General features: G+C 38.5%; 27 protein-coding genes, 1 pseudogene and 1 riboswitch. Of the genes and pseudogenes, 14 read left to right on the top strand and 14 right to left on the bottom strand.

Annotated elements, in window-relative coordinates; all coding sequences use genetic code 11:
• Nucleotides 1-273 precede the first annotated feature (273 nt).
• Nucleotides 274-1,329 carry an acyl-CoA dehydrogenase family protein gene (locus NSQ41_RS16675; protein WP_311066519.1) on the top strand — a complete coding sequence of 352 codons (1,056 nt, stop codon included), beginning with the start codon at nt 274-276 and terminating at the stop codon, nt 1,327-1,329.
• A gap of 169 nt (nt 1,330-1,498) precedes the next feature.
• Here NSQ41_RS16675 and NSQ41_RS16670 read toward each other — a convergent pair whose 3' ends face one another.
• The 4 genes from NSQ41_RS16670 to NSQ41_RS16655 all read right to left on the bottom strand — a co-directional run bounded on the left by NSQ41_RS16670 (nt 1,499) and on the right by NSQ41_RS16655 (nt 4,527).
• Nucleotides 1,499-1,666 (bottom strand): Arc family DNA-binding protein, encoded by a 168-nt coding sequence (locus tag NSQ41_RS16670; protein WP_065095528.1) that lies wholly within the window; start codon nt 1,664-1,666, stop codon nt 1,499-1,501.
• Between the two features lie 15 nt (nt 1,667-1,681).
• Nucleotides 1,682-2,524, bottom strand: coding sequence for an SPFH domain-containing protein (locus tag NSQ41_RS16665; protein WP_339210396.1), 843 nt, complete (start codon nt 2,522-2,524; stop codon nt 1,682-1,684).
• 249 nt (nt 2,525-2,773) lie between these two features.
• A complete protein-coding gene (locus NSQ41_RS16660; protein ID WP_339210395.1) occupies nt 2,774-3,022 on the bottom strand; it encodes a hypothetical protein in 249 nt (82 codons plus the stop codon).
• A 65-nt stretch (nt 3,023-3,087) separates the two neighbouring features.
• Nucleotides 3,088-4,527 (bottom strand): PLP-dependent aminotransferase family protein, encoded by a 1,440-nt coding sequence (locus NSQ41_RS16655; protein ID WP_339210394.1) that lies wholly within the window; start codon nt 4,525-4,527, stop codon nt 3,088-3,090.
• 859 nt (nt 4,528-5,386) lie between these two features.
• Between NSQ41_RS16655 and NSQ41_RS16650 the strand changes: the two genes are divergently transcribed.
• On the top strand, nt 5,387-6,343 hold the full coding sequence (locus NSQ41_RS16650) for a carbon-nitrogen hydrolase family protein (RefSeq protein ID WP_339210393.1): 957 nt from the start codon (nt 5,387-5,389) through the stop codon (nt 6,341-6,343).
• 264 nt (nt 6,344-6,607) lie between these two features.
• Entirely contained in the window at nt 6,608-7,717 is a 1,110-nt protein-coding gene (menC, locus tag NSQ41_RS16645) for an o-succinylbenzoate synthase (protein WP_339211647.1), read from the top strand.
• Nucleotides 7,718-7,758: 41 nt separating this feature from the next.
• Here menC and thiT read toward each other — a convergent pair whose 3' ends face one another.
• Entirely contained in the window at nt 7,759-8,319 is a 561-nt protein-coding gene (gene thiT, locus NSQ41_RS16640) for an energy-coupled thiamine transporter ThiT (protein ID WP_066247732.1), read from the bottom strand.
• A 69-nt stretch (nt 8,320-8,388) separates the two neighbouring features.
• A riboswitch (TPP riboswitch) is annotated at nt 8,389-8,492 on the bottom strand.
• Between the two features lie 172 nt (nt 8,493-8,664).
• Here thiT and NSQ41_RS16635 point away from each other — a divergent pair.
• From NSQ41_RS16635 to NSQ41_RS16625, 3 genes are all read left to right on the top strand, one after another.
• Complete coding sequence (locus NSQ41_RS16635) at nt 8,665-9,900, top strand: DUF418 domain-containing protein (protein WP_242009353.1); 1,236 nt, start codon at nt 8,665-8,667, stop codon at nt 9,898-9,900.
• Between the two features lie 103 nt (nt 9,901-10,003).
• Nucleotides 10,004-10,549, top strand: a complete 546-nt coding sequence (locus tag NSQ41_RS16630) for a DUF2179 domain-containing protein (RefSeq protein WP_063386777.1) — start codon at nt 10,004-10,006, stop codon at nt 10,547-10,549.
• Nucleotides 10,550-10,570: 21 nt separating this feature from the next.
• Nucleotides 10,571-10,942 carry a DUF1992 domain-containing protein gene (locus NSQ41_RS16625; RefSeq protein ID WP_063386776.1) on the top strand — a complete coding sequence of 124 codons (372 nt, stop codon included), beginning with the start codon at nt 10,571-10,573 and terminating at the stop codon, nt 10,940-10,942.
• A gap of 41 nt (nt 10,943-10,983) precedes the next feature.
• Here the strand turns inward: NSQ41_RS16625 and NSQ41_RS16620 are convergent, their stop codons facing one another.
• Both NSQ41_RS16620 and NSQ41_RS16615 read right to left on the bottom strand, forming a co-directional pair.
• Nucleotides 10,984-11,166, bottom strand: a complete 183-nt coding sequence (locus NSQ41_RS16620; RefSeq protein ID WP_063386775.1) for a hypothetical protein — start codon at nt 11,164-11,166, stop codon at nt 10,984-10,986.
• 510 nt (nt 11,167-11,676) lie between these two features.
• Entirely contained in the window at nt 11,677-11,907 is a 231-nt protein-coding gene (locus NSQ41_RS16615) for a DUF1128 domain-containing protein (RefSeq protein ID WP_063386774.1), read from the bottom strand.
• 150 nt (nt 11,908-12,057) lie between these two features.
• Here NSQ41_RS16615 and NSQ41_RS16610 point away from each other — a divergent pair, with 150 nt between their 5' ends.
• Genes NSQ41_RS16610 through NSQ41_RS16600 form a run of 3 tightly spaced genes read left to right on the top strand, consistent with a single transcriptional unit; the run spans nt 12,058 to nt 13,728 of the window.
• Entirely contained in the window at nt 12,058-12,531 is a 474-nt protein-coding gene (locus NSQ41_RS16610; protein WP_130156865.1) for a low molecular weight protein-tyrosine-phosphatase, read from the top strand.
• A gap of 16 nt (nt 12,532-12,547) precedes the next feature.
• Entirely contained in the window at nt 12,548-12,871 is a 324-nt protein-coding gene (locus NSQ41_RS16605) for a YtxH domain-containing protein (protein ID WP_311066515.1), read from the top strand.
• A gap of 29 nt (nt 12,872-12,900) precedes the next feature.
• Entirely contained in the window at nt 12,901-13,728 is an 828-nt protein-coding gene (locus NSQ41_RS16600) for a YihY/virulence factor BrkB family protein (protein WP_063386771.1), read from the top strand.
• A 425-nt stretch (nt 13,729-14,153) separates the two neighbouring features.
• On the opposite strand, the gene NSQ41_RS16595 is transcribed toward NSQ41_RS16600, so the two are convergent.
• Nucleotides 14,154-14,300, bottom strand: coding sequence for a BH0509 family protein (locus tag NSQ41_RS16595; RefSeq protein ID WP_063386837.1), 147 nt, complete (start codon nt 14,298-14,300; stop codon nt 14,154-14,156).
• A 184-nt stretch (nt 14,301-14,484) separates the two neighbouring features.
• On the opposite strand from NSQ41_RS16595, the gene NSQ41_RS16590 reads away from it, so the two are divergent.
• Nucleotides 14,485-14,871 carry an OsmC family protein gene (locus NSQ41_RS16590; RefSeq protein ID WP_063386769.1) on the top strand — a complete coding sequence of 129 codons (387 nt, stop codon included), beginning with the start codon at nt 14,485-14,487 and terminating at the stop codon, nt 14,869-14,871.
• Nucleotides 14,872-14,961: 90 nt separating this feature from the next.
• Entirely contained in the window at nt 14,962-15,552 is a 591-nt protein-coding gene (locus tag NSQ41_RS16585; protein ID WP_339210391.1) for a nitroreductase family protein, read from the top strand.
• Between the two features lie 174 nt (nt 15,553-15,726).
• Here the strand turns inward: NSQ41_RS16585 and NSQ41_RS16580 are convergent, their stop codons facing one another.
• Nucleotides 15,727-18,102, bottom strand: coding sequence for a YhgE/Pip domain-containing protein (locus NSQ41_RS16580; protein WP_311066514.1), 2,376 nt, complete (start codon nt 18,100-18,102; stop codon nt 15,727-15,729).
• Between the two features lie 77 nt (nt 18,103-18,179).
• On the bottom strand, nt 18,180-18,752 hold the full coding sequence (locus tag NSQ41_RS16575) for a TetR/AcrR family transcriptional regulator (RefSeq protein WP_339210390.1): 573 nt from the start codon (nt 18,750-18,752) through the stop codon (nt 18,180-18,182).
• A gap of 318 nt (nt 18,753-19,070) precedes the next feature.
• On the opposite strand from NSQ41_RS16575, the pseudogene NSQ41_RS16570 reads away from it, so the two are divergent.
• A pseudogene (locus NSQ41_RS16570) lies at nt 19,071-20,415 on the top strand (transposase).
• A gap of 302 nt (nt 20,416-20,717) precedes the next feature.
• Here NSQ41_RS16570 and NSQ41_RS16565 read toward each other — a convergent pair.
• Both NSQ41_RS16565 and NSQ41_RS16560 read right to left on the bottom strand, forming a co-directional pair.
• A complete protein-coding gene (locus tag NSQ41_RS16565; protein ID WP_339210389.1) occupies nt 20,718-21,308 on the bottom strand; it encodes a hypothetical protein in 591 nt (196 codons plus the stop codon).
• 247 nt (nt 21,309-21,555) lie between these two features.
• Entirely contained in the window at nt 21,556-21,684 is a 129-nt protein-coding gene (locus tag NSQ41_RS16560; RefSeq protein ID WP_339210386.1) for a hypothetical protein, read from the bottom strand.
• A gap of 397 nt (nt 21,685-22,081) precedes the next feature.
• Between NSQ41_RS16560 and cax the strand changes: the two genes are divergently transcribed.
• Nucleotides 22,082-23,137, top strand: a complete 1,056-nt coding sequence (gene cax / locus NSQ41_RS16555) for a calcium/proton exchanger (protein ID WP_066247744.1) — start codon at nt 22,082-22,084, stop codon at nt 23,135-23,137.
• Between the two features lie 75 nt (nt 23,138-23,212).
• Nucleotides 23,213-23,995 (top strand): YfkD famly protein, encoded by a 783-nt coding sequence (locus tag NSQ41_RS16550; protein ID WP_094244469.1) that lies wholly within the window; start codon nt 23,213-23,215, stop codon nt 23,993-23,995.
• Between the two features lie 56 nt (nt 23,996-24,051).
• Here NSQ41_RS16550 and yfkAB read toward each other — a convergent pair whose 3' ends face one another.
• Together yfkAB and NSQ41_RS16540 are read right to left on the bottom strand one after the other, a co-directional pair.
• Complete coding sequence (gene yfkAB / locus NSQ41_RS16545) at nt 24,052-25,173, bottom strand: radical SAM/CxCxxxxC motif protein YfkAB (RefSeq protein WP_063386763.1); 1,122 nt, start codon at nt 25,171-25,173, stop codon at nt 24,052-24,054.
• Between the two features lie 133 nt (nt 25,174-25,306).
• Nucleotides 25,307-25,609 (bottom strand): hypothetical protein, encoded by a 303-nt coding sequence (locus NSQ41_RS16540; RefSeq protein WP_339193361.1) that lies wholly within the window; start codon nt 25,607-25,609, stop codon nt 25,307-25,309.
• Between the last annotated feature and the right edge of the window lie 32 nt (nt 25,610-25,641).

Raw genomic sequence — 25,641 nt, 5'->3', positions numbered from 1 at the left:
TTTTTATCTGAAAGTAGCTTGCGGATGCCGGCTACTTTCAGGAAGTTGTAATAAGCCAAGCATTGGTTTATTGTCTTTTTTTCAAAGCTCTTTTGAAATACATATACAGGTTCATCTTTATCAAAAAAATAGGAGAGGCGGCAAAATAAAGATTGATTTTTTGAACCTAATATAATAAAATAACTTTAAACCGACTAAACACGTAGGAATTATTTATTTAATAATAATTGGAATGCCTGATTTCGGACATTATGAACGCGGGTGATGATTGAAATGAATAGTTTGGACGAAAAAGTTGAAACGTTGGAGCAGTTAATTGAAAAAGAATTGAAACCATATGTAAAAAAAATTGATGCGGAAGGTTTTTATCAGGAGCAATATTTGCGGGAGCTAGGGAAAGCTGGATTTTTCTCTACGAATCATAAGTCGCAAAAGGAATATATTTTACAAGAAATGAAAGTAGTAGAAGAAACAGCAAAATGGTGTATGACGACTGCATTTTGCCTATGGTGCCATCTGGCCGCTTTAACTTATGTGCGAAATTCCAATAATCTTTCATTAAAAAATAAATTGCTCCCTTTGTTGGAGAGTGGAAAAATTTTAGGTGCAACAGGCTTATCGAATCCGATGAAATATTATGCAGGACTTGAAAAATTGCACTTAAAGGCAAAACCTAAAGAAGATGGTTATATACTTTCAGGTGTTTTGCCGAATGTATCCAATCTAGGTGACAATCATTGGTTCGGTGTGATTGCTGAGGTGGATGAACACAAACGAATCATGTGCTTCATTCCGAGCAATGCAGAAGGATTAATATTAAAGGAAAAAAATGATTTTCTAGGTTTAAATGGAAGCGCAACATATTCTTGTACTTTTCAAGATGTTTTTGTCCCGAATCAGTGGGTTTTATCTGACGATGCGGATCTTTTTGTGGAGAAAATCCGCCCGGTTTTCATTTTATATCAAATACCTCTTGGTTTAGGTGTTATACGATCTTCCATCGCCTCCATTGAAAAGGTTATTAATAAACAAAATGGCTGCAACAGCTTTTTGAAAATACAGCCGGGTCAATTGAAAACACAAGAGCGCAAAATTCAAGATGACATTCATGCATTGTTCAGCGATCAAAGACTCGACTGGAAAGAAATTGCAAAGATACGTTTGGAAGCTGCTTATTTAACCCTTGAAGCTGTACAGGCAAACATGCTTCATCACGGAAGTGCCGGATATCTCATGCATAGTGCACCTTCCCGCAGACTCCGCGAAGCGTATTTCTTTGCTAATTTAACACCAACAGTGAAACATTTAGAAAAAGTTCTTCACTCATAAAAAATCCCTCATGGTTATCCATAAGGGATTTTTTGTATGTGCTGGGCATCTGTACATTCGCCAAGCTTTTAAGCAGCAGTATTTTGTTTAAGACAAGGGTGTCTAGGGCGCCAAGATTTGAAGGAAGTCAGCAGCCAATTTTTGACTTGCGGAAAAGATGATCGATGTTTTATTCTTTCTCCTTTTTTTTCTTTAACCTTCCTTCGCGTCGAGCAGCGTCCCGCAATAAAAATTCAATATGGGAATTGACGCTGCGGAATTCCTCTTGCGCCCAACGTTCAATAACGGCATACAATTCAGGATCGATTCTTAAAGGGAAATTTTTCTTTTTTGCCATGATGCGACACAACCATTAATATAGACTTCCGGTATTTATGACCGGCTGGGTGCCGCGATCGGAGATGATCGCAACCATTAAATTATTCACCATGTTAACCTTTCTTTCTTCATCAAGCTCAATCGTTCCGTTGCTAGCCAGCTGCTCGACAGCCATTTGGGCCATGCTGACGGCTCCTTCGACAATCTTTTTTCTCGCAGATAAAACGGCGGCTGCCTGCTGGCGCTGAAGCATGGCGCTGGCAATTTCAGTCGAGTAAGCTAAATGAGTCAGTCTAGCTTCTATTACTTCAACTCCAGCGACGTTCAACCTTTCTTGCAATTCATCTGCCAGCTCTTTTGAAACAACATCGGCGTTGCCTCTTAATGTAATATTGTGGTCATCAAACGTATCGTAAGGATATTTCGTTGCTACATGACGAATGGCAGCCTCGCTTTGGATTTCCACGAATTCTTCATAATCATCCGCATCAAAAGTTGCTTTTGCGGAATCGATTACTTTAAAGACGATGACCGAAGCAATTTCAATCGGATTCCCTTCCACATCGTTTACTTTTAGCTTTTTGCTGTTAAAATTTCGAACGCGAAGGGACACCTTTTGTCTAATAGTTAATGGAACCGTTAAGGCAAGGCCACTTTTCCGAATGCTTCCTAAATAACGTCCGAAGAAAATGACAACGTTTGCTTGATTCGGCTGTACAATGGTAAGACCGCTTCCAAGCAGTACGGCAAGAACAACCAATACAATTGCAAGAACAATAAACTCCTGGATAAATGTAAAAGCTGCTCCGAGCAAAAGTGCAACGATTAATACAATTCCAATAAACCCGTCAATAAACCATGCCTTTTTTTCTTTCAACTTTCATTGCCCCTCTCATATTATTTTTATATTAAAATGATATCACTTTTTGAAATAAATGTAAATATATATTGTCAAAAAATTTTGGCGAAAAACGTTTTTGGAGCTATGAAAATTCAATGAAAACCAAAATAAAAAACCTCAACTAACAACCATGCTAAACGTCATTTCGTTAGCAAGGGTTAGTCGAGGATTTAGGTTTAAATATATTTAGTTCATTATTGTTTGCATAGGTTCGTTTCTTTAGCATTAAAACAGAAAAATAAGACATACAATGAGGATGACAATGAACAATAAGGTATAAATCCATGTCAACGAGCGAACATTGCGAAAGGAGCTTGTTTCATATTTCCTTGACCTTGTAAGTTCATCATGGGGACTGTTCCCGATCGCTTTATATGTTTCTATTTTTTTTCCTACTTCTTTTCCGATAAACGCAGTTAAAATGAGTGCAAGTACACAAATAATAATGCCTACGGTCAATAACATACTATACATAAAACCATCTCCCTGTCTCTTTACATTGTGGTAGAGAATTTTGATAATCACCTGAAAATAGGAATTTATTTATGCTGAATATTATAAAATGCATCAGCAAATCTTTTTATTCCTTCATTTATATTTTCTTCATTTTCTCTTGCGAAGGTAAAACGGACATATTTTGTACTTGATCCAAGCGTTGAGCCCGGAACATAAATAACCCCGCGCTTGATCGACTCTTCTAGCAGCTGGATCTCATTAAAGTCTTTCTTTATTTTGCACCATAAATGAATGCCTCCTTGTGGGATATAAAAATCAACATCGTCTTTTAAGTAGAATCGAAGGCTTTTGACAATTTGATCCCTTCTGTTTTCGAGCCGTTTGACTAAGCAGTTGATATGGGCATCGAAGTCGTCAGATTCCAGAAAATCATTGGCAATCCATTGAGTAAAGCTGGCATGACCGAAATCCACTTGCTGTTTGGCATCAGACAATCTTTCAATCACAGGCTTTGGTCCAATAACCCAACCAATTCGCAAACCAGAAGCAACAATTTTTGACAATGAGCTGATATATAAGACATTTCCATGCTCATCCATTGATTTTAGCGGGTAGGTCTCTTCCCCATTAAAGGACGTTAAACTGTAAGGATCGTCTTCAACAATCGGTATTCCATACTCAGACGATATTTCCAATATTTTTTCCCGCCGGTTTTTATGAAGGAAAGCGCCTGATGGATTTTGGAAAGCAGGATTTAAAAAGATCATCCTGATTCGATGTTTTTTATGCAATTGAAGCAAATCATCCGGGTTTATACCGTCTTTGTCAACTGGTAAATAGAAAGGTCTAATTCCGGTTGATTTAAAGACCGGGAGACTGTAATAATACGAAGGCTCTTCTAATGCTATCGCATCACCCGGCTTTAATAAGCATTGGACGATTAAATATAAAGCTTGCTGCGCTCCTGATGTGATGAGAATGGAAGACGGATTTGTCTCAATTCTCCGATATCGTTTCACATGCTTTGTGATAGTTTTTCTTAATATCTCATTCCCTTGAGGATGATCATATCCTAGGCTTCCGATAAATGACCTTGTCGAAATGATTTCTCGCAAGGAGTCGATTGGAAAAAGATCTTCCGACAATTCACCGCTAGCTAAATTGATTAGTTTATGCTCTTCCATCTCTTTGCGTATTCTCTGGGTCACAGGTAAATTCGACAAGAACGATCCTGCCTCAATATACCGATTCCAGCTTGGTACACGCTTCTTTGTCATGCCCCATATATCTTTGCTGATTGTTGTTCCGCTTCCTCTCTTTCTCTCGATAAGTCCGTTTGATTCTAATTCGTCATATGCAGCCACAACTGTACTTCTGTTTATTTGCAGCTTATTGGCCAAAAACCGTTCAGAAGGCAGCGGTTTATCAGGGGGAAATGTGCCATCCGCAATTCCATTTTCAATATATTCGGCCAGCTGTTTATATATAGGCTTTTTTGCATTTCGATCCGGTTTCCAGTCCATATGCTTCACCCTTTAGATTTGCTTGGCACTTCCTGCTATATGGCAAGTTAACCAGGTTCTTTGTTATTTATCTATAGAATGTTCCTATTGAACATAATCGAAAATGTTGTTATATCCATCAAAATTTGAACCTGTTCAAACATTAATTATAACGCTAGATGAAAGAATAATGCCCATCCAATTCAGTAACATTTTACCCATCCACTTTTATTTTAACTTGGAGTTTTTAGCACATGATTTGAACGCTGCTGAAAAATCATTATCTTTTGTAACATGGACGCAATGCTTAAAGCTGTCCTGCCCGATTTTTTCTTTACTTGAAGTTGAAAACCCTTAAAATAGATGTGCGATTTTCGGCAAATTTATTTCACTTTATGGTTCGTCTTGGATAAATGGCTGTTGCAGTATTGAAATTGGATGATTGACAAAGTCTTTGATTGGATGGTCCAAAAATTTTTGAACATTTTTATTATGAATAATATACTCCAATTCAAACCGTTTCTCATATTTTACGCTTAATGCTTCTATAGAATTAAGTGTTGATAGTTAGTTCGACACTCAGCCACAGCTGTATTGTACAAAGGAGCATGCTAAGAAATTATCATTAAATTACTTCAGATGAGATATCACATGAAAAGCTCTCATGGAAAAACATAATCCAATTATTTTGAACTCTAATACATGGGCCGGCCCTTCTATGCTTAAAAAGAGGATTATTCAAAGTGTTTTCCTTCCTGTGCAGATTTTTTTATGGAAGATGAATAGGGGGGCAACTTCCGAAGGTTATTGACTTTGAAGGTTCGTGAGCTTCGGCATTTAAGATGGCTTTAGATTTTTCAATTTGGTGGAGGGGAAGAATATGTCGAACAGAGCACAAAAGGTTAAAGTTGCTGTTATACAAGCCTCATCTGTTATTATGGACCGGGACGCCACGACAAAAAAGGCGGTTAGCCTCATACATCAAGCTGCTGAAAAAGGAGCAAAGATTGTTGTATTTCCTGAAGCTTTTATTTCCGCTTATCCTAGAGGCTTATCTTTCGGTACAACGATTGGGAGCCGTTCGGCTGAAGGGAGGAAGGATTGGTATAGATACTGGAGCAATTCTGTAGCTGTTCCGGACGAAACGACGGAACAACTGGGCGAAGCGGCTCGAAAAGCAGGTGTCTACCTTGTGATAGGCGTTACAGAAAGGGATAATGAATTTAGCGGCGGGACTCTTTACTGTTCTGTTTTATTTTTCGATTCTGACGGACAGTTGTTAGGAAAACACCGCAAATTAAAACCGACTGCAGCAGAACGGATTGTTTGGGGGGAAGGGGATGGAAGCACATTGCCAGTGTTTGACACCCCTTATGGAAGAATAGGGGCGCTAATCTGCTGGGAAAATTATATGCCGTTAGCAAGGGCTGCGATGTATGCACAAGGAATTCAAATTTATATTGCCCCAACGGCTGATGCAAGGGAAACTTGGCAGTCAACAATCCGCCACATTGCTTTGGAGGGGAGATGCTTTGTTTTGTCTGCCAATCAATATGTGACAAAAGATATGTATCCGAAAGATTTGGCTTGTTATGATGAACTTGCTTCTTCACCTGAAATAATGAGCAGAGGTGGTAGCGCCATTGTTGGACCGTTGGGCGAATATGTGGCAGAGCCCGTATTTGGCAAGGAAGACATCATCATTGCAGAACTGGATATGAAACAAATCGCCTATAGCCAGTTTGATTTTGATCCTGTTGGGCATTATGCAAGACCTGATGTTTTTAAATTGCTAGTCAACAAAGAGAAGAAGACAACTATTGAGTGGAAAAATTAATCTCATGATGAGACTCGTTTCTACGATTGATCTCATTATTTATTTGAGATTTTGCAGTTCAATAAACAATAAGGGAAATAAAGAAATCCCTTGCTCCTTTACATTAAGAAAGCGTTTATTTTATAATTAGTGTAAAACAAACGTTCGAGTGGATTCGCTATTTTAAGAAATATTTTCCGGGAAATATCGAGCCCTCTGGCGAATGGGAATGATTTTGTCGAACTTAGCTGAGAGCTTGGCTAAAAAAGGAGATGCTCTTAATTGATAAAAATTAAGAAAATTGTTTTGCATATATTACAGATGCGTTTGAAAGCCCCATTTTCTACTAGCTATGGAGACATTCACGATCGCGAATTGTTGATCGTAGAAGTAAAGGATGATGATGGTGCAGCCGGTTTTGGAGAAGGGGTTGCTTTTTCCACTCCATGGTATACAGAAGAAACCGTGAAAACAACTGTGCACATGATCGAAGATTTCCTCATTCCGATTTTATCAAAGACGACGTTTCATCATCCTCGTGAGTTGGCTGAATCGTTTCGTTTTATTCGCAGAAATTATATGGCAAAAGCGGCTTTGGAAGGTGCCGTGTGGGATCTATATGCAAAACAGCAAAATATACCTCTTTCACAAGCTCTCGGGGGAATGAAAAAAGAAGTTGAAGCTGGGGTGAGCATCGGTATTCAGCCGACAATAAAAGATTTAATCAGTCTTATTGAACAATATCAGGAGGAAGGATACAAGAGAGTAAAAATAAAGATTAAACCCGGTTGGGATATTGAAGTAGTTAAGGAAATACGGAAGCATTTTCCGAACTTGGATTTAATGGCTGATGCGAACAGTGCCTATACATTAAAAGATATAAATCATCTAAAACAATTGGATGAGTTTCAATTAATGATGATTGAGCAGCCTCTTGCGCACGATGATATTGTGGATCATAGCAAACTTCAAAAAGAATTGGACACACCGATCTGTTTAGATGAAAGTATTTGTTCCTTCGAAGATGCTCGAAAGGCTGTTGAACTTCGAAGCTGCAAAATTATGAATATAAAAATCGGCCGTGTTGGCGGTTTGACAGAAGCAAAAAAAATCCATGATTTTTGCAAAGAGCAAAATGTTCCAGTTTGGTGCGGAGGGATGCTTGAATCAGGGATTGGACGGGCCCATAATATAGCCTTAGCGACACTTGAACAATTCACACTGCCAGGAGATATATCCAGTTCATCTAAGTATTGGGAAGAAGATATTATTGAACCGGAAATATCGGTTTATAATGGAAAAATTGCCTTGCCTGATAACCCGGGGATCGGTTTTCATGTAAGCCGTGAAAAATTAAAAAAATACACTGTTGAAACGAAAGTATTTACCCTATAAACAAAATCATCCTCTGCATGTTTTGCAGAGGACTATTTTATTTATTTTACAACCAATCTTGGCGCCGCCATAATGAGAATAACAGTAACGACAGCGCATAATACAAAGGCTCCTATCATCGTAATGCCGTTTACGATCAAAGAATAAACGACCGCTGACATTCCTTCTGGTGCATATTCTCCGAAGAAAAAGACACCGCTGATAAAATGCCAAAAATAACGTGCAAAAGCTCCGATGAAGACGCCAAAGATGATGAAAACAAGAGCAGAGCTTTTCTTTCCATCTTTCAGCTTATTTTGGATAGTTTTGCTGAAAAGACCGGCTAAACCGATAAAGGAAAAAGCTAGAAAATAGTCGATGAAGCCTTGAACAGGCGTCAGGATGTATGCATCACCTAATACAATTTGCAATAATCCCCATAAAAAGCCGGAAATGAAGCCAATCTTTGCACCGGATCGAAACGATAATATGAGTACAGGCACCATGGCAATGGATATAGAAATGGCTGATGATAATTGAATGGAAGGGAGAAGATCAAGTATAACTGCCAATGCTGCAAAGATTGCTGCTTCTATTAATAGTAATAAGCGATTTTTTTCCAAAAATAAAACCCCCTGTATATTATTTGCTATCAACAAATATCCATAAGGGGGAAAAAGGCTGTATCATGGATCAGTATACTTCCACATCCCTACGCTAGCATTAACTAACAGGTTCAAAGGGTCTGGACGAAATATCCGTCCACTCTCAGCATATAGCTCCCCTTGTGGATCTGTTGATATTCGAATCTTATGTCTATCATAATAGACTATAAGAAAATTGTCATTCTTTTTTCGCTATATTCAAATAAATTTAAACACGATAAAGCTGAAATGCAGCCTTTGGACAAAAAGTAATGAAAAAAGGGCGTTAACAATAAGAACTTTTTTCAGAATGGGGGTTTTGGTTTGAATCTTAAACGTGAGCGTTATGAAGTAGTGGATGTGGTGCGGGGGGCTGCGATATTTGGCATTTTACTTGTGAATATGGCGCATTTCAGCTATCCAGATGTATATTTATACCAAATAGGCAGCGAAAATTTTTTTACTGAAACATGGAGAACATGGGATTTTCTAACGAAAAATATTTTGGAAATATTTGTACAAATGAAGTTTATTACAATGTTCTCATTATTGTTCGGATTTGGAATCATCATCATGGAGGAACGGGCTTTAGGAAACGGCAGGAACTTTGTTTCTATATATATACGCAGACTGGTGGTGCTTTTTGTATTTGGACTAATTCATTCATTTTTCATCTGGGATGGAGACATTTTAATGGATTATGCTGTGCTGGGGTTTCTTCTCCTTTTTTTCCGGAAGTGTTCCTGGAAAACCCTTTTGGTATGGACTGTATGTTTATTTAGTTTATATTTGCTCCTTATTGGTTTGATGACGGCTGTATCCAATGGTGAGGATGCTTTAGTCCAAAAAAGAGAGCAGGCTGCCTTACTGGAAGAGGAGGCAAGAAACGCAATCCATTCATATCAAAACGGAAGTTTTACTGATATTTTCCATCAGCGTATTCATGATCGGCTTTTTTACATGTCTATGTCTGGCATGTGGCCTTTTCAACCGCTTGTCTATATAATAAACATGCTCCCATATATCAGCATGTTTTTAGTTGGCATGATATTTGCGAAACAAAAGCTTTTTCAAGAACCGGAGAAGCATCGAAGGTTATTAACAGCCATCTGGTTTTTCGGGCTTATCATTGGGCTTCCGTTAAATATTTTTGCGGTCACCGCTAAAAATAGTTTTTACATGGTGTTCGGTGCACCATTTCTCATGTTGTTTTATGTGATCTCTCTCATATTTTTATATTTTCACCCAATCTGTCGGCAAATTGTTAAGAAGATTGCGCCTGTTGGACGCATGTCATTGACAAATTACATCATGCAATCTGTTATTTGTACATATATTTTTTATCATTACGGATTGGGATTGTACGGTAAAGTATACCCCTTCGCCGGTTTTTGGCTTGCACTCGCAATTTTTGCCGTGCAGCTTATCATCAGCCATATTTGGTTTAAATATTTTCAATTAGGGCCGTTGGAGTGGGTATGGAGAACAGCGATGTATTTCAAGCGCCAGCCTATTCGCATGAAAAAGGAAGTTTCGAAGCATAATAACAGATCAAGATGAATTGTAAAAATGTAGTTTCAAATCTCAGATTTTGAGTTTATGATAGCTCTTTCTTTTTGAAAATAATTTATAGTATGATGGAACAAAGGAGTGTCTAGGCAACATGTTTCTACAAGCAATTTTTATTTTTTTGCTGCAATTATTGTATGTACCAGTATTGACGATCCGAACTATTTTGTTAGTGAAAAATCAAACAAAGGCTGCTGCTGGTATAGGTTTGCTAGAAGCAGCGATTTATATTGTCGCTTTAGGAATAGTTTTTCAAGATTTATCTAATATTTACAATATTAGTGCATATATTATCGGTTTTGGTGCAGGGCTGTTGTTGGGCGGTGAACTGGAGAAAAAGCTGGCTTTTGGATATGTAACATACAATGTGAATTTAATGGATAAAAATTCCGGATTAGTCAAAAAATTGAGGGAGGCTGGTTTTGGGGTTACGGTCTTTCAAGGAGAAGGAATGAATTCGATTAGGTATCGTTTGGAAGTTGTTGCCAAACGGTCTCGGGAGGAAGAATTTTTAAAACTTGTCAATGAAATAGAACCAAAAGCGTTTTTAAGCTCATATGAAATTCGTTCTTTTAAAGGCGGATATTTAACAAAAGCGATGAAAAAGCGGGTAAAGCGTTTAGAAAAAGAACGAACATAACGGTCGAAGGGAGGATGAAGCGTGGATATATTTGCACAAATTGCTGAGGATCGGATCAAAAAGGCATATGAAGAGGGAGAGTTTAAAGAACTTCCCGGGATGGGGAAGCCTCTCCCGCATGACGATTTGTCTGATATTCCGGAAGAACTCCGAATGGCTTATCGTCTTTTGAGAAACGCCGGAATGGTCGATCAAGAAAATGACTTGAAAAAGGAACTATTAACTATTCAAGATTTACTAAAATGCTGTGAAGATGAAGCAGAAAGGAAAAAATTACAACAAAAGCTGTCGGAAAAACAATTGGCATTGGAACGAATCGTGAAGAAAAGGAATATATTCAACACATCTGCATCTCAATTTTATAAAGATAAAGTTTATAAAAAGCTTATTTGACGTTTTCGAAAAAGAATGGTGCCTTTATTTTCGCCATTCTTTTAAATTTGCTGTTTTTTCAAGGCTTCTCTATGGAAGACATAATATAAAGCAAGATTGAAAAAACCTAAGAAAATGACTATCACCGAAAGCGGAAGCTCCTTTGCAAAACCGACCAAAATTCCAGACAATAAACAGAAGAGAGCAACGAATAAATAAAAATATTTCATGAGTGTCACGACCATTTTTTTGACCCCCAAACAAAGAAAACGTTTTCTTTTATTATAAATCATTTGTCACAAAAACGAAACAAAAAATTCACATTTTGTTCAAAAAATAGACACCGTTTTGACAAAAAAGTTATTATGCAAAAAGCAGCTTATACTGAATTTATAAAGCTGCTTTAAAGTAAAAACGATTTCTTCTGAAATCTGGCCTCTAAACAACAAGGAGGTCTATCTTTATTTTTCTCTTGCAAAAGAAAAAAGAGAATGATGAAAATGGAGCGCGTACACGATTCGCCTGCTTTAGAATCCAAGCTAAACCTCTGATGGATGGCAGATTGGGCGGTTCCTAATGTGACTCGAACATCGTTTTGAGAAGCGTATAGAACCACATATAACAAATCAACTGAAGCAAACTGATGAGGACAGCAGCTGCGAGTTTTCACAACACTTCAACATCGCTAAGTTAAACACTTATTGCCGTCATTTGCACAAGCCCATTCGCAACGAGCAGCAGAAAGCTCAATTCACTTAAAGAGTGCTCTTTCGTAGGTTCCCCAATTCCTCTGCAATTGCTTGCATTTCGCTGGGGCTGAAAGTATTTTTTTTCATTACATGGTCATAAATTTCTTTTAGGTCTTCATACATATTTACATTAAAATGTGTTGGTTGAACTGCACTGATGTTGATCATATTCAATTTTTCTGTAATTTTTTTAATCATGTATTCCATATTTTCTGCTGATTTTTCACATAAATTCAATTGATTTCATCCTCTCGTTTTTTTATTTGTTTCATTGTATCATGTATTATGAAAGATTGAATATTATGATCAAAAAAATTGATCTTTCCAAACTATTCTTTGCAGCTTATGAAAAAACGATTGAAGCAATGGGTTCAGGAGGTTTCAGCAATGATAAAAGTACTTTTTGTTTGTTTAGGAAATATATGCCGTTCGCCAATGGCTGAGGCGGTTTTTCGTGATTTAGTTAAACGGGAAGGTCTGGAAGATAAAATTTTTGTCGATTCAGCGGGAACGGGAGGCTGGCATGTAGGAAGCCCGCCGCATAGAGGGACTCGAGAAATATTAGACCGTTACCAAATTTCTTATGAAGGTTTAAAAGCACGTCAAATTCATAAGAATGATTTATCAGATTTTGATTATATTATTGCCATGGATGGAGAAAACTTAGGAAATTTGCGCCGGATGGCAGGATATAACAATACGGGTGAAATCAGTCGTTTAATGGATTTCGTACCAGATGCTGATATTTTGGACGTCCCTGATCCGTATTATACTGGGAATTTTGAAGAGGTTTATGACATGGTTGTCAAAGGCTGCAAAGGGCTGCTCCAGAAGATCAAAGAAGAACACCATCTTTCGTAGAAGAGGTGAAAGTCAAATGAAATCGCAAAATAAATTGTTAAAAGGGCTGTTCATCGGAGCGATCGCAGGCGCAGCGCTTTCTTTATTGGATAAAAAAACAAGGGACAATGTAATCAGCAAAAGCAGATCAGCTTTTAGCAAAATCAAGCAGTGCGCAGAAAATCCGATGGAGATTGCTGATAAAACAAAGGAAAAAATGAACTCTGTCAAAAGAACAATCGAGCAAACAATCGAAGATATTGAATTTGTTTCTGAAAAAGTGAAAGAATTAAAAGAAACGACACCGAAAGTAATGGAAATAATGAAAGAAGCAAAAGAGAAATGGAAGGAGCGCCTTTGACAGAAACTAGTTTGAAATGAGGTGCCAAGATGGATGACCACATCAACCTTCTTCAAATCGCTAAAGAGCTTTTTAAACGGTTTAAAGAAGATGAAATATCAAGTTTAGCTGCGGAGTTAGCCTACTTCTTTCTTTTGTCTCTTTTTCCATTCCTTATTTTTTTAATGAATCTCCTTGCATATTTGCCCCTCTCTTCAGATGTTGTTCTTGATTTTGTCGCACAATATGCACCGGGAAATACAATGAAATTGATCGAAAACAATGTGAGGCATATTATTGAAACTCAAAATGTGACCCTTTTGTCGTTCGGAGTCATTGGAACAATTTGGTCTGCCTCAAATGGGATTAATGCGATTGTCAGAGCTTTTAATAAAGCATATCAAGTGGAAGAAAACCGTCATTTCCTTGTAGCTCGCTTGATGTCTATTTTGTTGACTTTTGCCATGATTTTAGTCATTTTAGTTGCACTGCTGCTTCCGGTGTTTGGCAGAGAGATAGGCTTGTTTATATTTCGGGCGTTCGGATTTACAGAAGTGTTTTTAACGATATGGAATACGATAAGATGGTTATTAAGTGCTGTTATTTTGTGCATCGTTTTTACAGGACTGTATTTTATTGCGCCAAATAAACGGATGAAAATTTCTGAAGCATATCCAGGCGCTTTATTTGCTACCGTTGGCTGGATTGTTGTTTCTCTTCTTTTTTCTTACTATGTCGGAAATTTTGGGAATTTCAGCGTGACATATGGAAGCCTCGGCGGGGTGATCATTCTTCTAATTTGGTTTTATCTTTCCGCGGTTATTATTATATTAGGCGGGGAGATCAATGCAATTTTATCAAAAAATTCCAATAATTAATAAAGGCCGCCATTTATTTCGAAGACTTTTTTTCATTTCACATGGTCATATTAAAAATGAGGCTGAAAAAATTGACGTAAACAGGAGGACATACGAGTGGCAAAGCAATCAAAAAAAGGCGGTCAACACAACAAGCAAAACTCAAAATCCAAGCCGAAGCATAAGACAAGCGGAAGTGCGAACGGCCAAAACGGCTACCATTAAAAGAGATATTATCAAGCGCATTCCTCGGGCTGTCGACTTTTTCGACAGCCCGGGTTTTTGTATTCAACGAGAATTTAGCTATGTTTGCCATGAGTTCAGAGCTTTAATTTTATATTAAATAAAGTTCGGCAAGAGGTTGAGTGTCTGCGCGTTGAAGCTTCTTTTTTTTGCGGGAATGTTCGCATCGGACCTCCGGCGGCGGAAGGCTTCTTTTGCGTTTTCTACTCAGCCATTTCTAAATATCGATCATAAATAGAAGCATAAATGTGTTCAATGTCCGCATCCGTCATGTACATAAGCGTTTCCCGATCAATATTTCCTATTTTTTCAATAAAATCAATCATATTTTTTCTTTCCTGCCGTTTCATCATTTTTCCCCTCTCCTCTATAATGTTATGATACAGTTTTTTTATTTTGAAACTATTATATAACAGATGGAGTAGATGTTCAACTTATTTTTTAATTTTTTTCCCGCAATTTGTATTAATTGCAAATAAAAAAATTAATCAATTACAATAAAATTGTAGATATTAATGGAGGAGATGATACAGCATGGAATTTCAAATGAAGGAAATTGGATATAAAACAACTTTTGAATACGGAGAACTGCATGTGGCAGGTGATGTTACATACGGATTCCGTCCATTTCAATTGATGGTTTCCGCCATTGCTGGCTGCAGCGGAAGTGTTTTCAGAAAAATTTTAGATAAAAAAAGAATCGTTTATGACGATATTACGATTCAAGCTGAAGTTGAACGGAACGAAGAAAAAGCGAACAGAATTGAAAAAATTCATCTTCATTTCATCATTTCAAGTTCCAGCGAGGATTTGGACCGTGAGCAAATTCAAAAATGCTTGGAGCTGGCGCACAAAAATTGTCCAATGGTTCAATCAGTAGAAGGCAGCATCAACATTACGGAAACATTTGAACTAAAATAAAAGCTTTTATGAGCAAAAAAATTGTTTTTAGAAAAAAATGTAATACAATAAATGTGTATAATTCCGATCTGATTTCTAGGAGGTAATGTGATGACACAAACGAAGCTTGCCCGCCAGGCCGAATATGAAATTGATTCTATTTATTTAAAACGCTGGTCTCCGCGTTCGTTTTTAACTAAAGAGGTCCCGGAGGATGTGTTACTAAGCCTTTTTGAAGCAGCACGCTGGGCGCCTTCTGCTTTCAATTTCCAGCCATGGCGTTTTATTATCGCTCGCACAGAGGAAGACCGCAAAAGATTTATGTCATTCATTGGCGAGTTTAATCAAATTTGGTGCAAAAACGTCCCGGTTTTTGCCTTGATTATTTCTAAAAAGACTAGCGAGCGGGGGGAAATCGGCTCCCACGCCTTTGATGCAGGTGCAGCTTGGGGCTATTTATCATTAGAAGCAACAAGAAAAGACTTGATTACGCATCCGATGACAGGCATAGACTTTGAAAAAGCACGTCAAGTTTTAAACATCCCTGAAGAGTATGCAATCAATGCGCTCATTGCAATTGGCTATCAAGGGGAAAAAGAAGCTCTGCCGGAAAGCCTGCAGGAAAGAGAGGCACCAACCCCTCGTCGTCCTATAAAAGAATCCATTTTTGAAGGCCTTTTTGGCGAATCGCTGAATGAATAAAAGTTTCAACAAAAAAATAGAAGCAGATGATAGAGATCTGCTTCTATTTCATTTTTATGAAGAGGAATTGTGGCATTGCCGATTTACCACATTTAGTTCTGAAAAATTTCCTTTCAGTTATTACGCTAGAGTCGAAGGTGTAAAAGTTCGTCCGGCAAATTCAAAAACAAAAAGTTATACGGCCTCGCTAAAACGGCGTTTATGTTGGATTGTAAAGTAGGTGATCGTTGCGAGAACAAACACGATCATAAAAGTGAGCAAAATAAATGCATTTTGCCACATAAACGCATAATCGCCGCTCGAAATGACTGAACGGAAGCCGGCTACGGAATATGTCATTGGCAGCCAGTTGTGGAGCGGCTGCAACGCTGTTGGGATTAACTCTAACGGGAAGGTACCGGCGCTTGTAGTTAATTGTAAGATTAAGATAATGATTGCTAAAAATCTTCCCGGATCACTTAACGTTGTGACAAGCAGCTGAATTAACGTCATGAACGTTAAGCTTGTGATGATCGTAAATACGATAAATCTCGCAATACTTTGCACTTCAATGCCTACTCCTGCTAGTAAAATTGTATCGGCTATCAACGATTGCATGACGCTGATCATAACGAGAACACCAAACTTGCTAAAAAACCAACTCATTCCCGTTTTAGGTGTAGTTGCTGGTTCACGAAGAGGGTACACAATTGTTACGAGCAAGGCGCCGACAAACAATCCCAGCGATAAGAAGTACGGAGCAATCCCCGTTCCATAGTTAGGAACTTCGTTTAATTTTTCGTTTTTAATTTTAATAGGTTTTGCAAACATATCGTATATTTCTTTGTCCGCTTTGACGTTGCTGGCATCTTTGGCTCCATCGTGCAATTTTTCTGCCAATTCATTAGAACCTTTATCCAGCGTCGTCATTCCTTCCGTCAATTGACCAGACCCGTTAGAAAGCTGCTCGATTCCGTGTGAAAAGTTTCCTAACCCATTTGTGAGTTTTTCCATTCCGTTTGCTAATTCGCCGGAACCAGCAGCAAGCTGATTAGTGCCATCTTGCAGTTGATCAGAACCGGAAGCGAGATCATGCAAGCCGGCTGATAATTGTCCGCTTCCTTCCATCAGCTGGGTTATTCCGCTTTTCGCTTCATTCATTTTTTCACCGAATGTCGATAATCCTTGGGAGAGCTCCTTCTGTCCGCCAGCTAATGATTCGGCACCTGCGGCGAGCTGCTCCTGCCCTGCTACTAGTCGTTTGAGACCGTCGCTTAAAGCGACTGTTCCGCTATGCAATTGCGCTGATCCAGAAGAAAGCTGATCAGCTCCATCTTTCAATGCTGCAGCATTTTCGGAAAGCTGGCTGATACCGCTTGTTACTTGTTTGCTTCCATCCGCCAGCTGCCCTACACTTGCACGCAGTTCTTTGAGTGCCGTTTTTTGCTGCGGATCAGACGTTTGAGCGATCATAGCATCAAGCCGGGCTGTCAGCTGTTCCAGTCCGGCACTCACCTGTGCCGCTCCCGTTTTCGTTTGTTCTGCTCCCTTAGCCCATTGTCCGAGTGATGACGACAGATTGCTGGCTCCGCTTCGTACTTGCTCGGCTCCGTTTGCGAGCTGAGGAGCTTTTTCATTTATTTGTTTCATTCCATGAAGTGATTGCTTTAATCCATCCGCCAGCTGCTGAGAACCATTTCTTGCCTTTTCTGCACCATCGAGCAATTTCTCTTGACCTGCAATCAATTGGTCAAGACCGGAATTAAAACGGTTCATTCCGCTGTTCAGACGCTCGGCTCCGGAACTAGCGGATTGCAGTCCATTTTTAAATATCAATGATTTTTCAGCCATCGTTTTTAAATGTCCATATATTTCTTGAACTCCTTGTTCCGCAGAGAGCGCGCCGTTGTACAGCTCTTGTGAACCATCTTTGGCCGAATCAACCCCGTCCTTCAGCTTTATTGCTCCTTGTTTTGCTGAATCAATGCCATCATGCAGTTTCTTTGCTCCTTCGCTTGCCGATTCGAGCCCTTCTGCCAGCTTCTTAATATTTTGGAACATTGTTTCGGCATATGTTTCCGTTAATGTATCACCAACTTCTTCTTTCAGTTTTTCAATGGTTTTATCCCCGATTTGTGCTGCGAAAAAGTTCATGCTCTCATTCGGCATATAAATGAGCTCCATTTTTTGAGGGTGTTCGTCCTTTATCGTAGTTGCATGCTTTGAAAAGTTTTCTGGAATTTTGATAACTAGATAATATTTCCGGTTTTTTAATCCGTTTTCCGCTTCTTTCTCGTCAACAAATTCCCAAGAAAGCTGCTTTTTCTTTTTTAGATTTTCCACTAGATCGTCGCCGATCTTTAACTTTTCCCCATTCAATGTTGCCCCTTTGTCTTGATTGACTACAGCGACCGGCAATCTCTCTAAGTGGCCATACGGATCTCCAAATCCCCATATAAACATTCCGCTATACATAATGGGAATAAATAAAATAGCGATAACAGGAATCAAAATTTTCCGATTCGCTACAATCATTTTTAGCTCATGTAAAAATAATGAGATTCCACGCAACGGTTATCTCCTTCCTTTTTTGTACTTTTGACCATTTTGCTCATTTAGTCATTTTATGATAAAAGAAGAAGGACTATCTATTTCGACAATCCTTTTAAAAAATACTGCTCAAATAATTCTGCGATTTTCTCCTTTGGCAGCGGCTCATGTTCCTTTTCCCAATCAAAGTTTAGGGCGATATACATTTTTAACATTAAAAAGGCGGTGATTTCGGAATCACAGTTGCGAATTTCTCCTTTTTTTATGGCGTTGTCAATTTTTTCGCGGATAAAGGCGATAATCGCCCGATCCAATCTTTTCATCACTTCTTGAACGGCCGGAGTCCCGATATCCCGAATTTCTTGGAGAAGCTTAATTGTTAGTGGATGTTGCTTTCGAAACTCTGCAATGCGATATAAAGCGCGATGGGCGTTTTCAAGAAATGGACGATCGGGGTCCATTGCATGCTCTGCCGTTTCTTTTATTTCTACAATAACTGAGGAAATAATTTCGTCTAACAAATCCTCTTTGCTTTTAAAAAACGTATAAATTGTTCCTTTGCCTACATTCGCGAGTTTCGCCACTTGTTCTATCGTCGTTGCCTTATACCCGAATAAGGAAAAAGATTTTGTCGCCGCATCAATAATATTTTGTTTTCGATCGATAGCCATGCTCCTCATCCTCTTGATTGACTAAATGGACATTTTGGTCATTTCGTTAAAATTATCATACTATATCGCCTGATTAAAATAAAGGGGTTTTTTTACAAAATGATCGACAGGCTTTACCCATGCGGCTGTCCTCATTTTTAAAAAGGGAAGAAGGTCCAAGCACGGTAACGTTGTGAAATGTTTGCAAAAACCACCACGTTATAGTATACCGTCAATCATCCGAAGCTGTAATCGGCAAAAGGCTTCTGCTTCAGACATCATTTTTTTCTTGTTGTTGTATTTTTTAGATTTGAGTATTTTGCACATGGTGTCCTCTAAATGATAGAGCAGAAGGAACAAAATAATCAATTACCAAATAAACTAAAATCCGTTTTCAACGAATTAGAAATCTTGAAACATCTTCGAAAGGCAAACATCCAAAAAAATCTCTGATTCACCTGTTCTTATTTGTTTCAACTGGTGTTTTGCCTCATTTTCCAACAGAAGAACTGGTTCCGGCTTTTGGACTCTAAAAAAGCGGATCAGCTGCCAGTCAAGGATGCGGTCTACCGTTTCCTCAACCATGGTGCCGTTCTACTTTCCTTTAGTTCCTCGGTCATTGCCAAGGTTAGTAGCCTAACAGATAAATACCGGGTAAAAGTATTCATTATTGATGATTCGATGTTTGGACGGAATCGCAGTAAGAAAGTGGAACTGCTTGCACGTTGTATGGATCACTCGTCGCTCCGGAAGCGATTCTATAAAGGCTTTCGTATGCTTACTTTAGGCTGGTCTGACGGCTACTCCTTTATGCCGATTGACTTTTCTTTATTGAGCTCCAAAAAGGCTCAAATCAATGGGATTTCAGAAAAAATAGATAAGCGTACATCAGGGGATAAACGCCGTGTTGAGGCATTACAGACAGCACCAGAACAAATCCCTGCTATACTTGAGCGTGCCTTGACCGCAGGGTTGGAGCCCGTTACGTCTTGATGGATACATGGTTTACTCAACAACCTCTCATTCAAGCAATCGTGGAACAGGGACTTGATGTGATCGGCATGGTGAAAGCGACCAATCAACGCTATCTCGTAGGGGGCAGAGCCGTCTCTTTAAAAGAACTCTATCGATTGTCTAATCCGGTTCAAGGAAAGAAAGGAATCCTTCGTTCCATTCACACGGTGATGGCAAATGGAATACCAGTTAAAGTGGTCTTCATTCAAAACCGAAACAAGAAAAACGAATGGGTGGCCATTCTTAGCACCGATTGTACCCTGACAGAACAAGAAATCGTGCGCATCTATGGAATACGCTGGGACATCGAAGTATTTTTCAAGACGACTAAATCACTGTTGCGCCTTCAGGGAGAATTCCAAGGCCGTTCTTTCGACTTGCTTATCAGCCATACCACCATTGTGTTTACTCGTTACATCGTTCTCTCGTGGCAAAATCAATGTAACACGGATGATCGGACCATTGGCGGTCTCTTTTATGAACTATGCAATGAAATCAATGAACTGGATTGGGCTGTAGCTTTACAGCAGTTGATCGAGCTTCTTCAAGATACCCTAAAAAAGATAAATAAAATGACAAAAAAATCATTGAAAGTCAACTACAGCAATGGATTGCAGGCCTTCCTAGTTATATCAAGGCTTATTTGCCAATTTCTATCTGCGAAAGTTGAGTTAGTAATTAAAATAAAATCAAAAATAAAGGAGAAAATGGATATGACTATTACTAGCAATTATCTTCATTCCCCTGCACTTAAAACAGTACAGGGGAATGTTGTAAAGATTTTATACAGCGAAAATGTGTATCAATCTATTTTCCCAGTAGCCTATATATCAGCACAATACCAATTAATAACACGGGTATTTGAACCGATAACTTAATTAAGCTATTTGTGAATATATACTCACCTATTAAAACGACTAATCCTGCAAAAATTGCAGATATAATAGCTTTTTTCATAATTTTCAACCCTTTTTATTGAGGTAAGACAATAGGAGGATATTTATTACCATAAGTATATTTAACATAAATCGGGACACCTGTTATATACTCAGATATTATGGCTCCTACAACAGCTCCTGCAACTGCGCCAGCTATTCCAAATATACTACCTAGATATGCTGCACCACCAGAAATTCCACCTTTTACTATGGCTCGAACATCAGTCTTAGTCAACCACAGTTCGATTCCCCACCAATGAAATTTAATTGCTCTTTTTCCTTCAGAAGCTTTAGCGTAACTAATAGTTTTAGCTGAAACGTCTTTAGGCATTACAACAACACTATTTCCTACTACCGCTGTATTAGCTCCACTGATGGTCTCTAAATTATTATTAGCTTGAGATACTAAATAGTTAACAATCTCAAAATCTCTTTCAGAAAGAATCTCCTTTAACTTTTTCTCATCTTTCAATACAAATTTATTTTCTTCGACAACAACATATTGATCAGCTGTTTGAATAAGATTTTCTGATAACGATACATTATATCCTTGAGAATAGACGTTTAATGTATCTTGTTTTTCTGCCGCAAACGCTGAGTATGATGGTAATGTACTTCCTAACAAAGATAAACTTAAAGCCCCAAGTAAAATTTTTTACGCATATTAAATTACCTCCTTAGTATATTAATTTCTATCACACCTTATAGACGTTAATTTTATCAATATAGTTCCATATATTTCATTTTTTTACATAAAAATACCATTAAATAAAGTATTCTAGAACTTTATTACTGGTAGACTAAATACCAACAAACTCGAAAATCCTTAAAAGAATGAAACTAATTACAATGCCTTAATGGATAAGTGACCTTTATTTTTTCTCTTTCAGTAGCTTACTTAACGCTTGTTCCCAAAATGGAATACCGTCTACAAAACCCGCTTCTTTGCAACGTCTCATCTCATTTGTAATCTTTTGAATGGCCTTCTCTAATTTTTCCATATTTACAGCAATCGTCCGGGACGCCGATCTATCATGCCCTGTCTGAATTCAAGGGATGGTAAAAAAAGGTATACATATCGGTCTGTCATGGCAAGGGATGATAGTCCCAAAGCGCTTACAGATGAAATTCAAAAAAATGGTTCGCTAACCTATGACTTACATCTGTTTTCAGCGAATCAAAAAAGTTCCCACAAAGTCTTGACTGACTCTTTGCAAAATGCTCGATTTATCAAAATATAGTGCTTATGTCAGAATAAAAATAATTTTTACGGACAAATTTTTTCCATAATTGTAAACGGCCTTTTTTAGAAGGAAGTGTTTATTTTAAACAACTTTTGTTAAAATAAGTAAGCAAAGTTTTCGGGAAAATTATTGCTAAATATGGGTGGTGAGCTTTATGTTCAATCGTATATTATCGACCTTGGTTGTTGTTGGATTGCCGTTGTCCGTTATTGGCAGTTTGATGCATTGGAATGCACTGCTTCTATTTGCAATTTATTGTTTAACGATTATCGGACTTGCCAGTTTTATGGGAAGAGCGACAGAAAGCTTGGCGATTGTGGCAGGTCCACGAATTGGCGGACTGTTGAATGCGACTTTTGGGAACGCTGTTGAGCTCATTATTTCAATCTTTGCGTTAAAAGCAGGTTTAATTTCAGTTGTTTTAGCATCTCTCACAGGTTCTGTAATCGGCAACTTGCTGCTTGTTGCAGGTTTATCATTTTTTGTTGGTGGATTAAAGTACAAGCGGCAGAAGTTTAATGAATACGACGCAAGACATAATTCTGGATTGTTAATGTTTGCGGTCATTGTTGCCTTTGTCATTCCAGAAGTGTTTGCACAAACAATGAATGATACGGACACATTGACGTTAAGCATTGGCATTTCCATCATTATGATCGGGCTCTATTTAGCCGCGTTGTTTTTTAAATTGGTAACCCATCGGGGAGTTTATCAGAAAAAAGAGGAGCAGATCGAAGAACACGAAAGCCCGGAATGGTCTGGCAAAATCGCAACCATCATTTTGTTTTTGGCAACAATTGCGGTTGCATATGTTTCGGAAAATCTTGTACATACGTTTGAAACGGTCGCACATGAACTTGGCTGGAGTGAATTATTTATTGGGGTAATTGTCGTTGCCATTGTTGGAAATGCAGCGGAGCATGCGTCTGCGATTATTATGGCTTACAAAAATAAAATGGATGTAGCGGTTGAAATCGCCATCGGATCAACCTTGCAGATCGCCATGTTTGTTGCGCCTTTGCTTGTATTAATTTCGCTTCTGTTTTCAGAAAAAATGCCGCTCGTCTTTACACTTCCTGAGTTGATTGCCATGGCGACAGGAGTACTGCTCATGATTGTAATTTCCAATGACGGCGATACGAACTGGTTTGAAGGGGCTACTTTGCTTGCTGCTTATGTCATCATGGGGATAGGCTTCTATCTATTATAGAAAGATATTTTGCGGATAAAATACAAATAGCTTGAAAAAACTACAAGCAAAGGCTACTTGAAAGGAGATAACCACATGAAACAGCTAATGACGTTATTTATTTCAGTCATGCTTGCATCGGTTTTTTCAAGCTTAAGCTTCGCTGAAGCACCAACTATCCCCAAATCGGTGATGGATATTTCAAAAGAAAATACGTATCCAAATCCGAGTCAAAATCTTCCTTATTTACAGCCAAGTGAATTAACAAAAGAGTTAATCAAAACATCCAACGTCCCGATTGAAAATCCTGTTTTAATTAAAATGTTAAATGAGTCTTCCATTACACCTTCTCCAACCGCCATAGGATATAGAGCCGCCATTTACTTGGGACGGTGGGCATTGAATTATGAATCTGAGGAAACAACAGTCAATTGGGAGTATCAAAAAATCAATACAAACTTTTTTGACAATCGAGGCGGTAAGTCGCCCGTTCAAATTAGCTATAAACAGGAGGCACAAAAACGGGTAAAAGGAGGATTAACCGCTAGAATTTCTGATCATAAAGATGTCAAAAAATTGATGCTGATGAAGGCGGCAAAGAAATCGAAAATGCCGCTAGCATTTGAAACAATTGTCGGCTTCGGGACGAAAAAAAATCAAGTATATAATATCCCGCCGAAAAAAATGGGGTATTTATACGCATACGTTCCCGCTGTCAACGAAAAAGGAAAAGTCACTTACGGAGAAGTGTATTTAATGTTAAAGGGAAGCAAGAAGCAAATTGTTGTCAAAAATGTTACGCAACAAGGCATTGGAGCATGGATTCCTGTGCAGGATCGGGCATCCTTCCACTTTCTTATTACCAATCAGCCTAGATAATAGAAAAGGGCGGGCGAAAGGCAAATATATTGCCGAAAGAAGCCCAAGCCCTTTTATTATATGCGCGCTTTTCTTTTTGTAAAATCTAAGTCTCGGTAATAACTATTTTTCACTAAAAGATTCGGTCCAAGACACGCTACGTTTGGACAATGGCAATTCAGCTGTTGGGCAATCGGGGATTGCATCCATTTTTCATAGGCTGATAAAAGAGTATCTTTTTTGATGTTTCCAAGCGGCGGTACATCGCCGAAATCTGTCACAATAATGTCCCCTGTAAAAATATTGACATTGAGACGGGATCTGCCGTCAGGGTCATTTCGAACAGTCACGTTTTTGCTTTCTCTCAATCGCTTCAGCAATGCTAAATCTTCCTCATTGTCGCTGCAAGCGTAAAACGGGAGTGTTCCAAACAGCATCCACACTGATTCGTCGCGGATATCCAAGAGCTTATGAATTGCTTCGCGTATCTCATCCAAGCTGAGCGTTTCAAGATTGCTAGCGAAATCACTTGGATACATTGGATGCACCTCATGGCGTTGACATTTCATTTCGTCTACAATTTGTCTATGGATTTTTTCAAGATGAGGAACCGTCCGTTTATTCAGCATCGTCTCCGCTGAAACAATTACTCCCGCTTCAGCCAGAGCTCTAGAGTTTTCAATGATTCGTTCAAAATATTTTGCGCGTTCTTTATATGGAGGCTTCTTTTTCATCATTGCAAATCCGGCTTCAACAAAATCATCGACTGTTCCCCAGTTATGGGAAATATGCAAAACATCTAAATACGGGATAATTTTTTCATAGCGTTTCAAGTCCAATGTTAAATTGGAATTGATTTGGGTTCGTATCCCGCGTTCATGTGCGTATTTTAAAATGGGAACGACATAATTTTCCACAGATTTTATCGAAAGCATCGGCTCCCCGCCGGTAATCGAAAGGGATCGCAATGTCGGCACTTCGTCTAGCCTTTTTAAAAGTAAATCGAGCGGCAGCCCTTCCGGATCTTTCGGAGATAAAGTGTATCCTACAGCGCAATGCTCACATCGCATATTACAGATTGTGGTGGTGGTAAATTCTATATTTGATAATGTTAATTCACCGTATTCCTTCATATCTAAATAAGCTTCCCAAGGGTCATAGGAAGGAGTAATCTTTTTGAGGGTTGTATAAGTTTCCATAAAAATCATTTCTCCTTTAATTAACGTTCTCAAGACATAACGTTCCTTATGACGATATTGCCCTATTACCTCTACACCGTTTTTTGAATTAATGCTTCCAGCAATGCGGAATACCCTTGAAGCATCAACCGCCCTAGAGTCGCCCCCTAGCTCTTTTAATTGTTCTAAGAAGTGATTTTGTACCGCTTGCCATAACGGCTTTGTAAGGAACAGGCTCTTTAAGCCAAATTAAAACCATTCCTTGACCGCTAAAAATGATTATATTCGGCTCTGGAATCGATTGGCCAAAATAATCGTATTCTAATTTGCCGATGATCCAGTTCGAATTATAATTAAACAAATAAAAATCTAAATCAACATATAACGACTTTAATTGCCTTATATTCGTAATTTGTCGGCTAGGCTTATAAAATTGTATTCTAGCTAAAATAAACATCCTCTTCGAGCCATTCTGTTAGTTTTTCAGCC

The sequence above is a fragment of the Aeribacillus sp. FSL K6-8210 genome, from assembly GCF_037963925.1.
GTDB lineage: Bacteria > Bacillota > Bacilli > Bacillales > Aeribacillaceae > Aeribacillus > Aeribacillus composti.
This window is presented reverse-complemented; position numbering and strand designations above follow the sequence as displayed.

Bases quoted from the DNA above. Each gene is read 5' to 3' on its own strand.
- NSQ41_RS16585 (WP_339210391.1), top strand. From the start codon at position 14,962: ATGACACAAACGAAGCTTGCCCGCCAGGCCGAATATGAAATTGATTCT.
- NSQ41_RS16605 (WP_311066515.1), top strand. From the start codon at position 12,548: ATGAAATCGCAAAATAAATTGTTAAAAGGGCTGTTCATCGGAGCGATC.
- NSQ41_RS16560 (WP_339210386.1), bottom strand. From the start codon at position 21,684: ATGGAAAAATTAGAGAAGGCCATTCAAAAGATTACAAATGAGATGAGA.
- NSQ41_RS16575 (WP_339210390.1), bottom strand. From the start codon at position 18,752: ATGGCTATCGATCGAAAACAAAATATTATTGATGCGGCGACAAAATCT.
- NSQ41_RS16595 (WP_063386837.1), bottom strand. From the start codon at position 14,300: ATGAAACGGCAGGAAAGAAAAAATATGATTGATTTTATTGAAAAAATA.
- cax (WP_066247744.1), top strand. From the start codon at position 22,082: ATGTTCAATCGTATATTATCGACCTTGGTTGTTGTTGGATTGCCGTTG.
- NSQ41_RS16655 (WP_339210394.1), bottom strand. From the start codon at position 4,527: ATGGACTGGAAACCGGATCGAAATGCAAAAAAGCCTATATATAAACAG.
- NSQ41_RS16650 (WP_339210393.1), top strand. From the start codon at position 5,387: ATGTCGAACAGAGCACAAAAGGTTAAAGTTGCTGTTATACAAGCCTCA.
- NSQ41_RS16660 (WP_339210395.1), bottom strand. From the start codon at position 3,022: ATGTATAGTATGTTATTGACCGTAGGCATTATTATTTGTGTACTTGCA.
- NSQ41_RS16610 (WP_130156865.1), top strand. From the start codon at position 12,058: ATGATAAAAGTACTTTTTGTTTGTTTAGGAAATATATGCCGTTCGCCA.
- NSQ41_RS16670 (WP_065095528.1), bottom strand. From the start codon at position 1,666: ATGGCAAAAAAGAAAAATTTCCCTTTAAGAATCGATCCTGAATTGTAT.
- NSQ41_RS16675 (WP_311066519.1), top strand. From the start codon at position 274: ATGAATAGTTTGGACGAAAAAGTTGAAACGTTGGAGCAGTTAATTGAA.
- yfkAB (WP_063386763.1), bottom strand. From the start codon at position 25,173: ATGGAAACTTATACAACCCTCAAAAAGATTACTCCTTCCTATGACCCT.
- NSQ41_RS16540 (WP_339193361.1), bottom strand. From the start codon at position 25,609: ATGTTTATTTTAGCTAGAATACAATTTTATAAGCCTAGCCGACAAATT.
- NSQ41_RS16550 (WP_094244469.1), top strand. From the start codon at position 23,213: ATGAAACAGCTAATGACGTTATTTATTTCAGTCATGCTTGCATCGGTT.
- NSQ41_RS16600 (WP_063386771.1), top strand. From the start codon at position 12,901: ATGGATGACCACATCAACCTTCTTCAAATCGCTAAAGAGCTTTTTAAA.
- NSQ41_RS16630 (WP_063386777.1), top strand. From the start codon at position 10,004: ATGTTTCTACAAGCAATTTTTATTTTTTTGCTGCAATTATTGTATGTA.
- NSQ41_RS16590 (WP_063386769.1), top strand. From the start codon at position 14,485: ATGGAATTTCAAATGAAGGAAATTGGATATAAAACAACTTTTGAATAC.
- NSQ41_RS16620 (WP_063386775.1), bottom strand. From the start codon at position 11,166: ATGGTCGTGACACTCATGAAATATTTTTATTTATTCGTTGCTCTCTTC.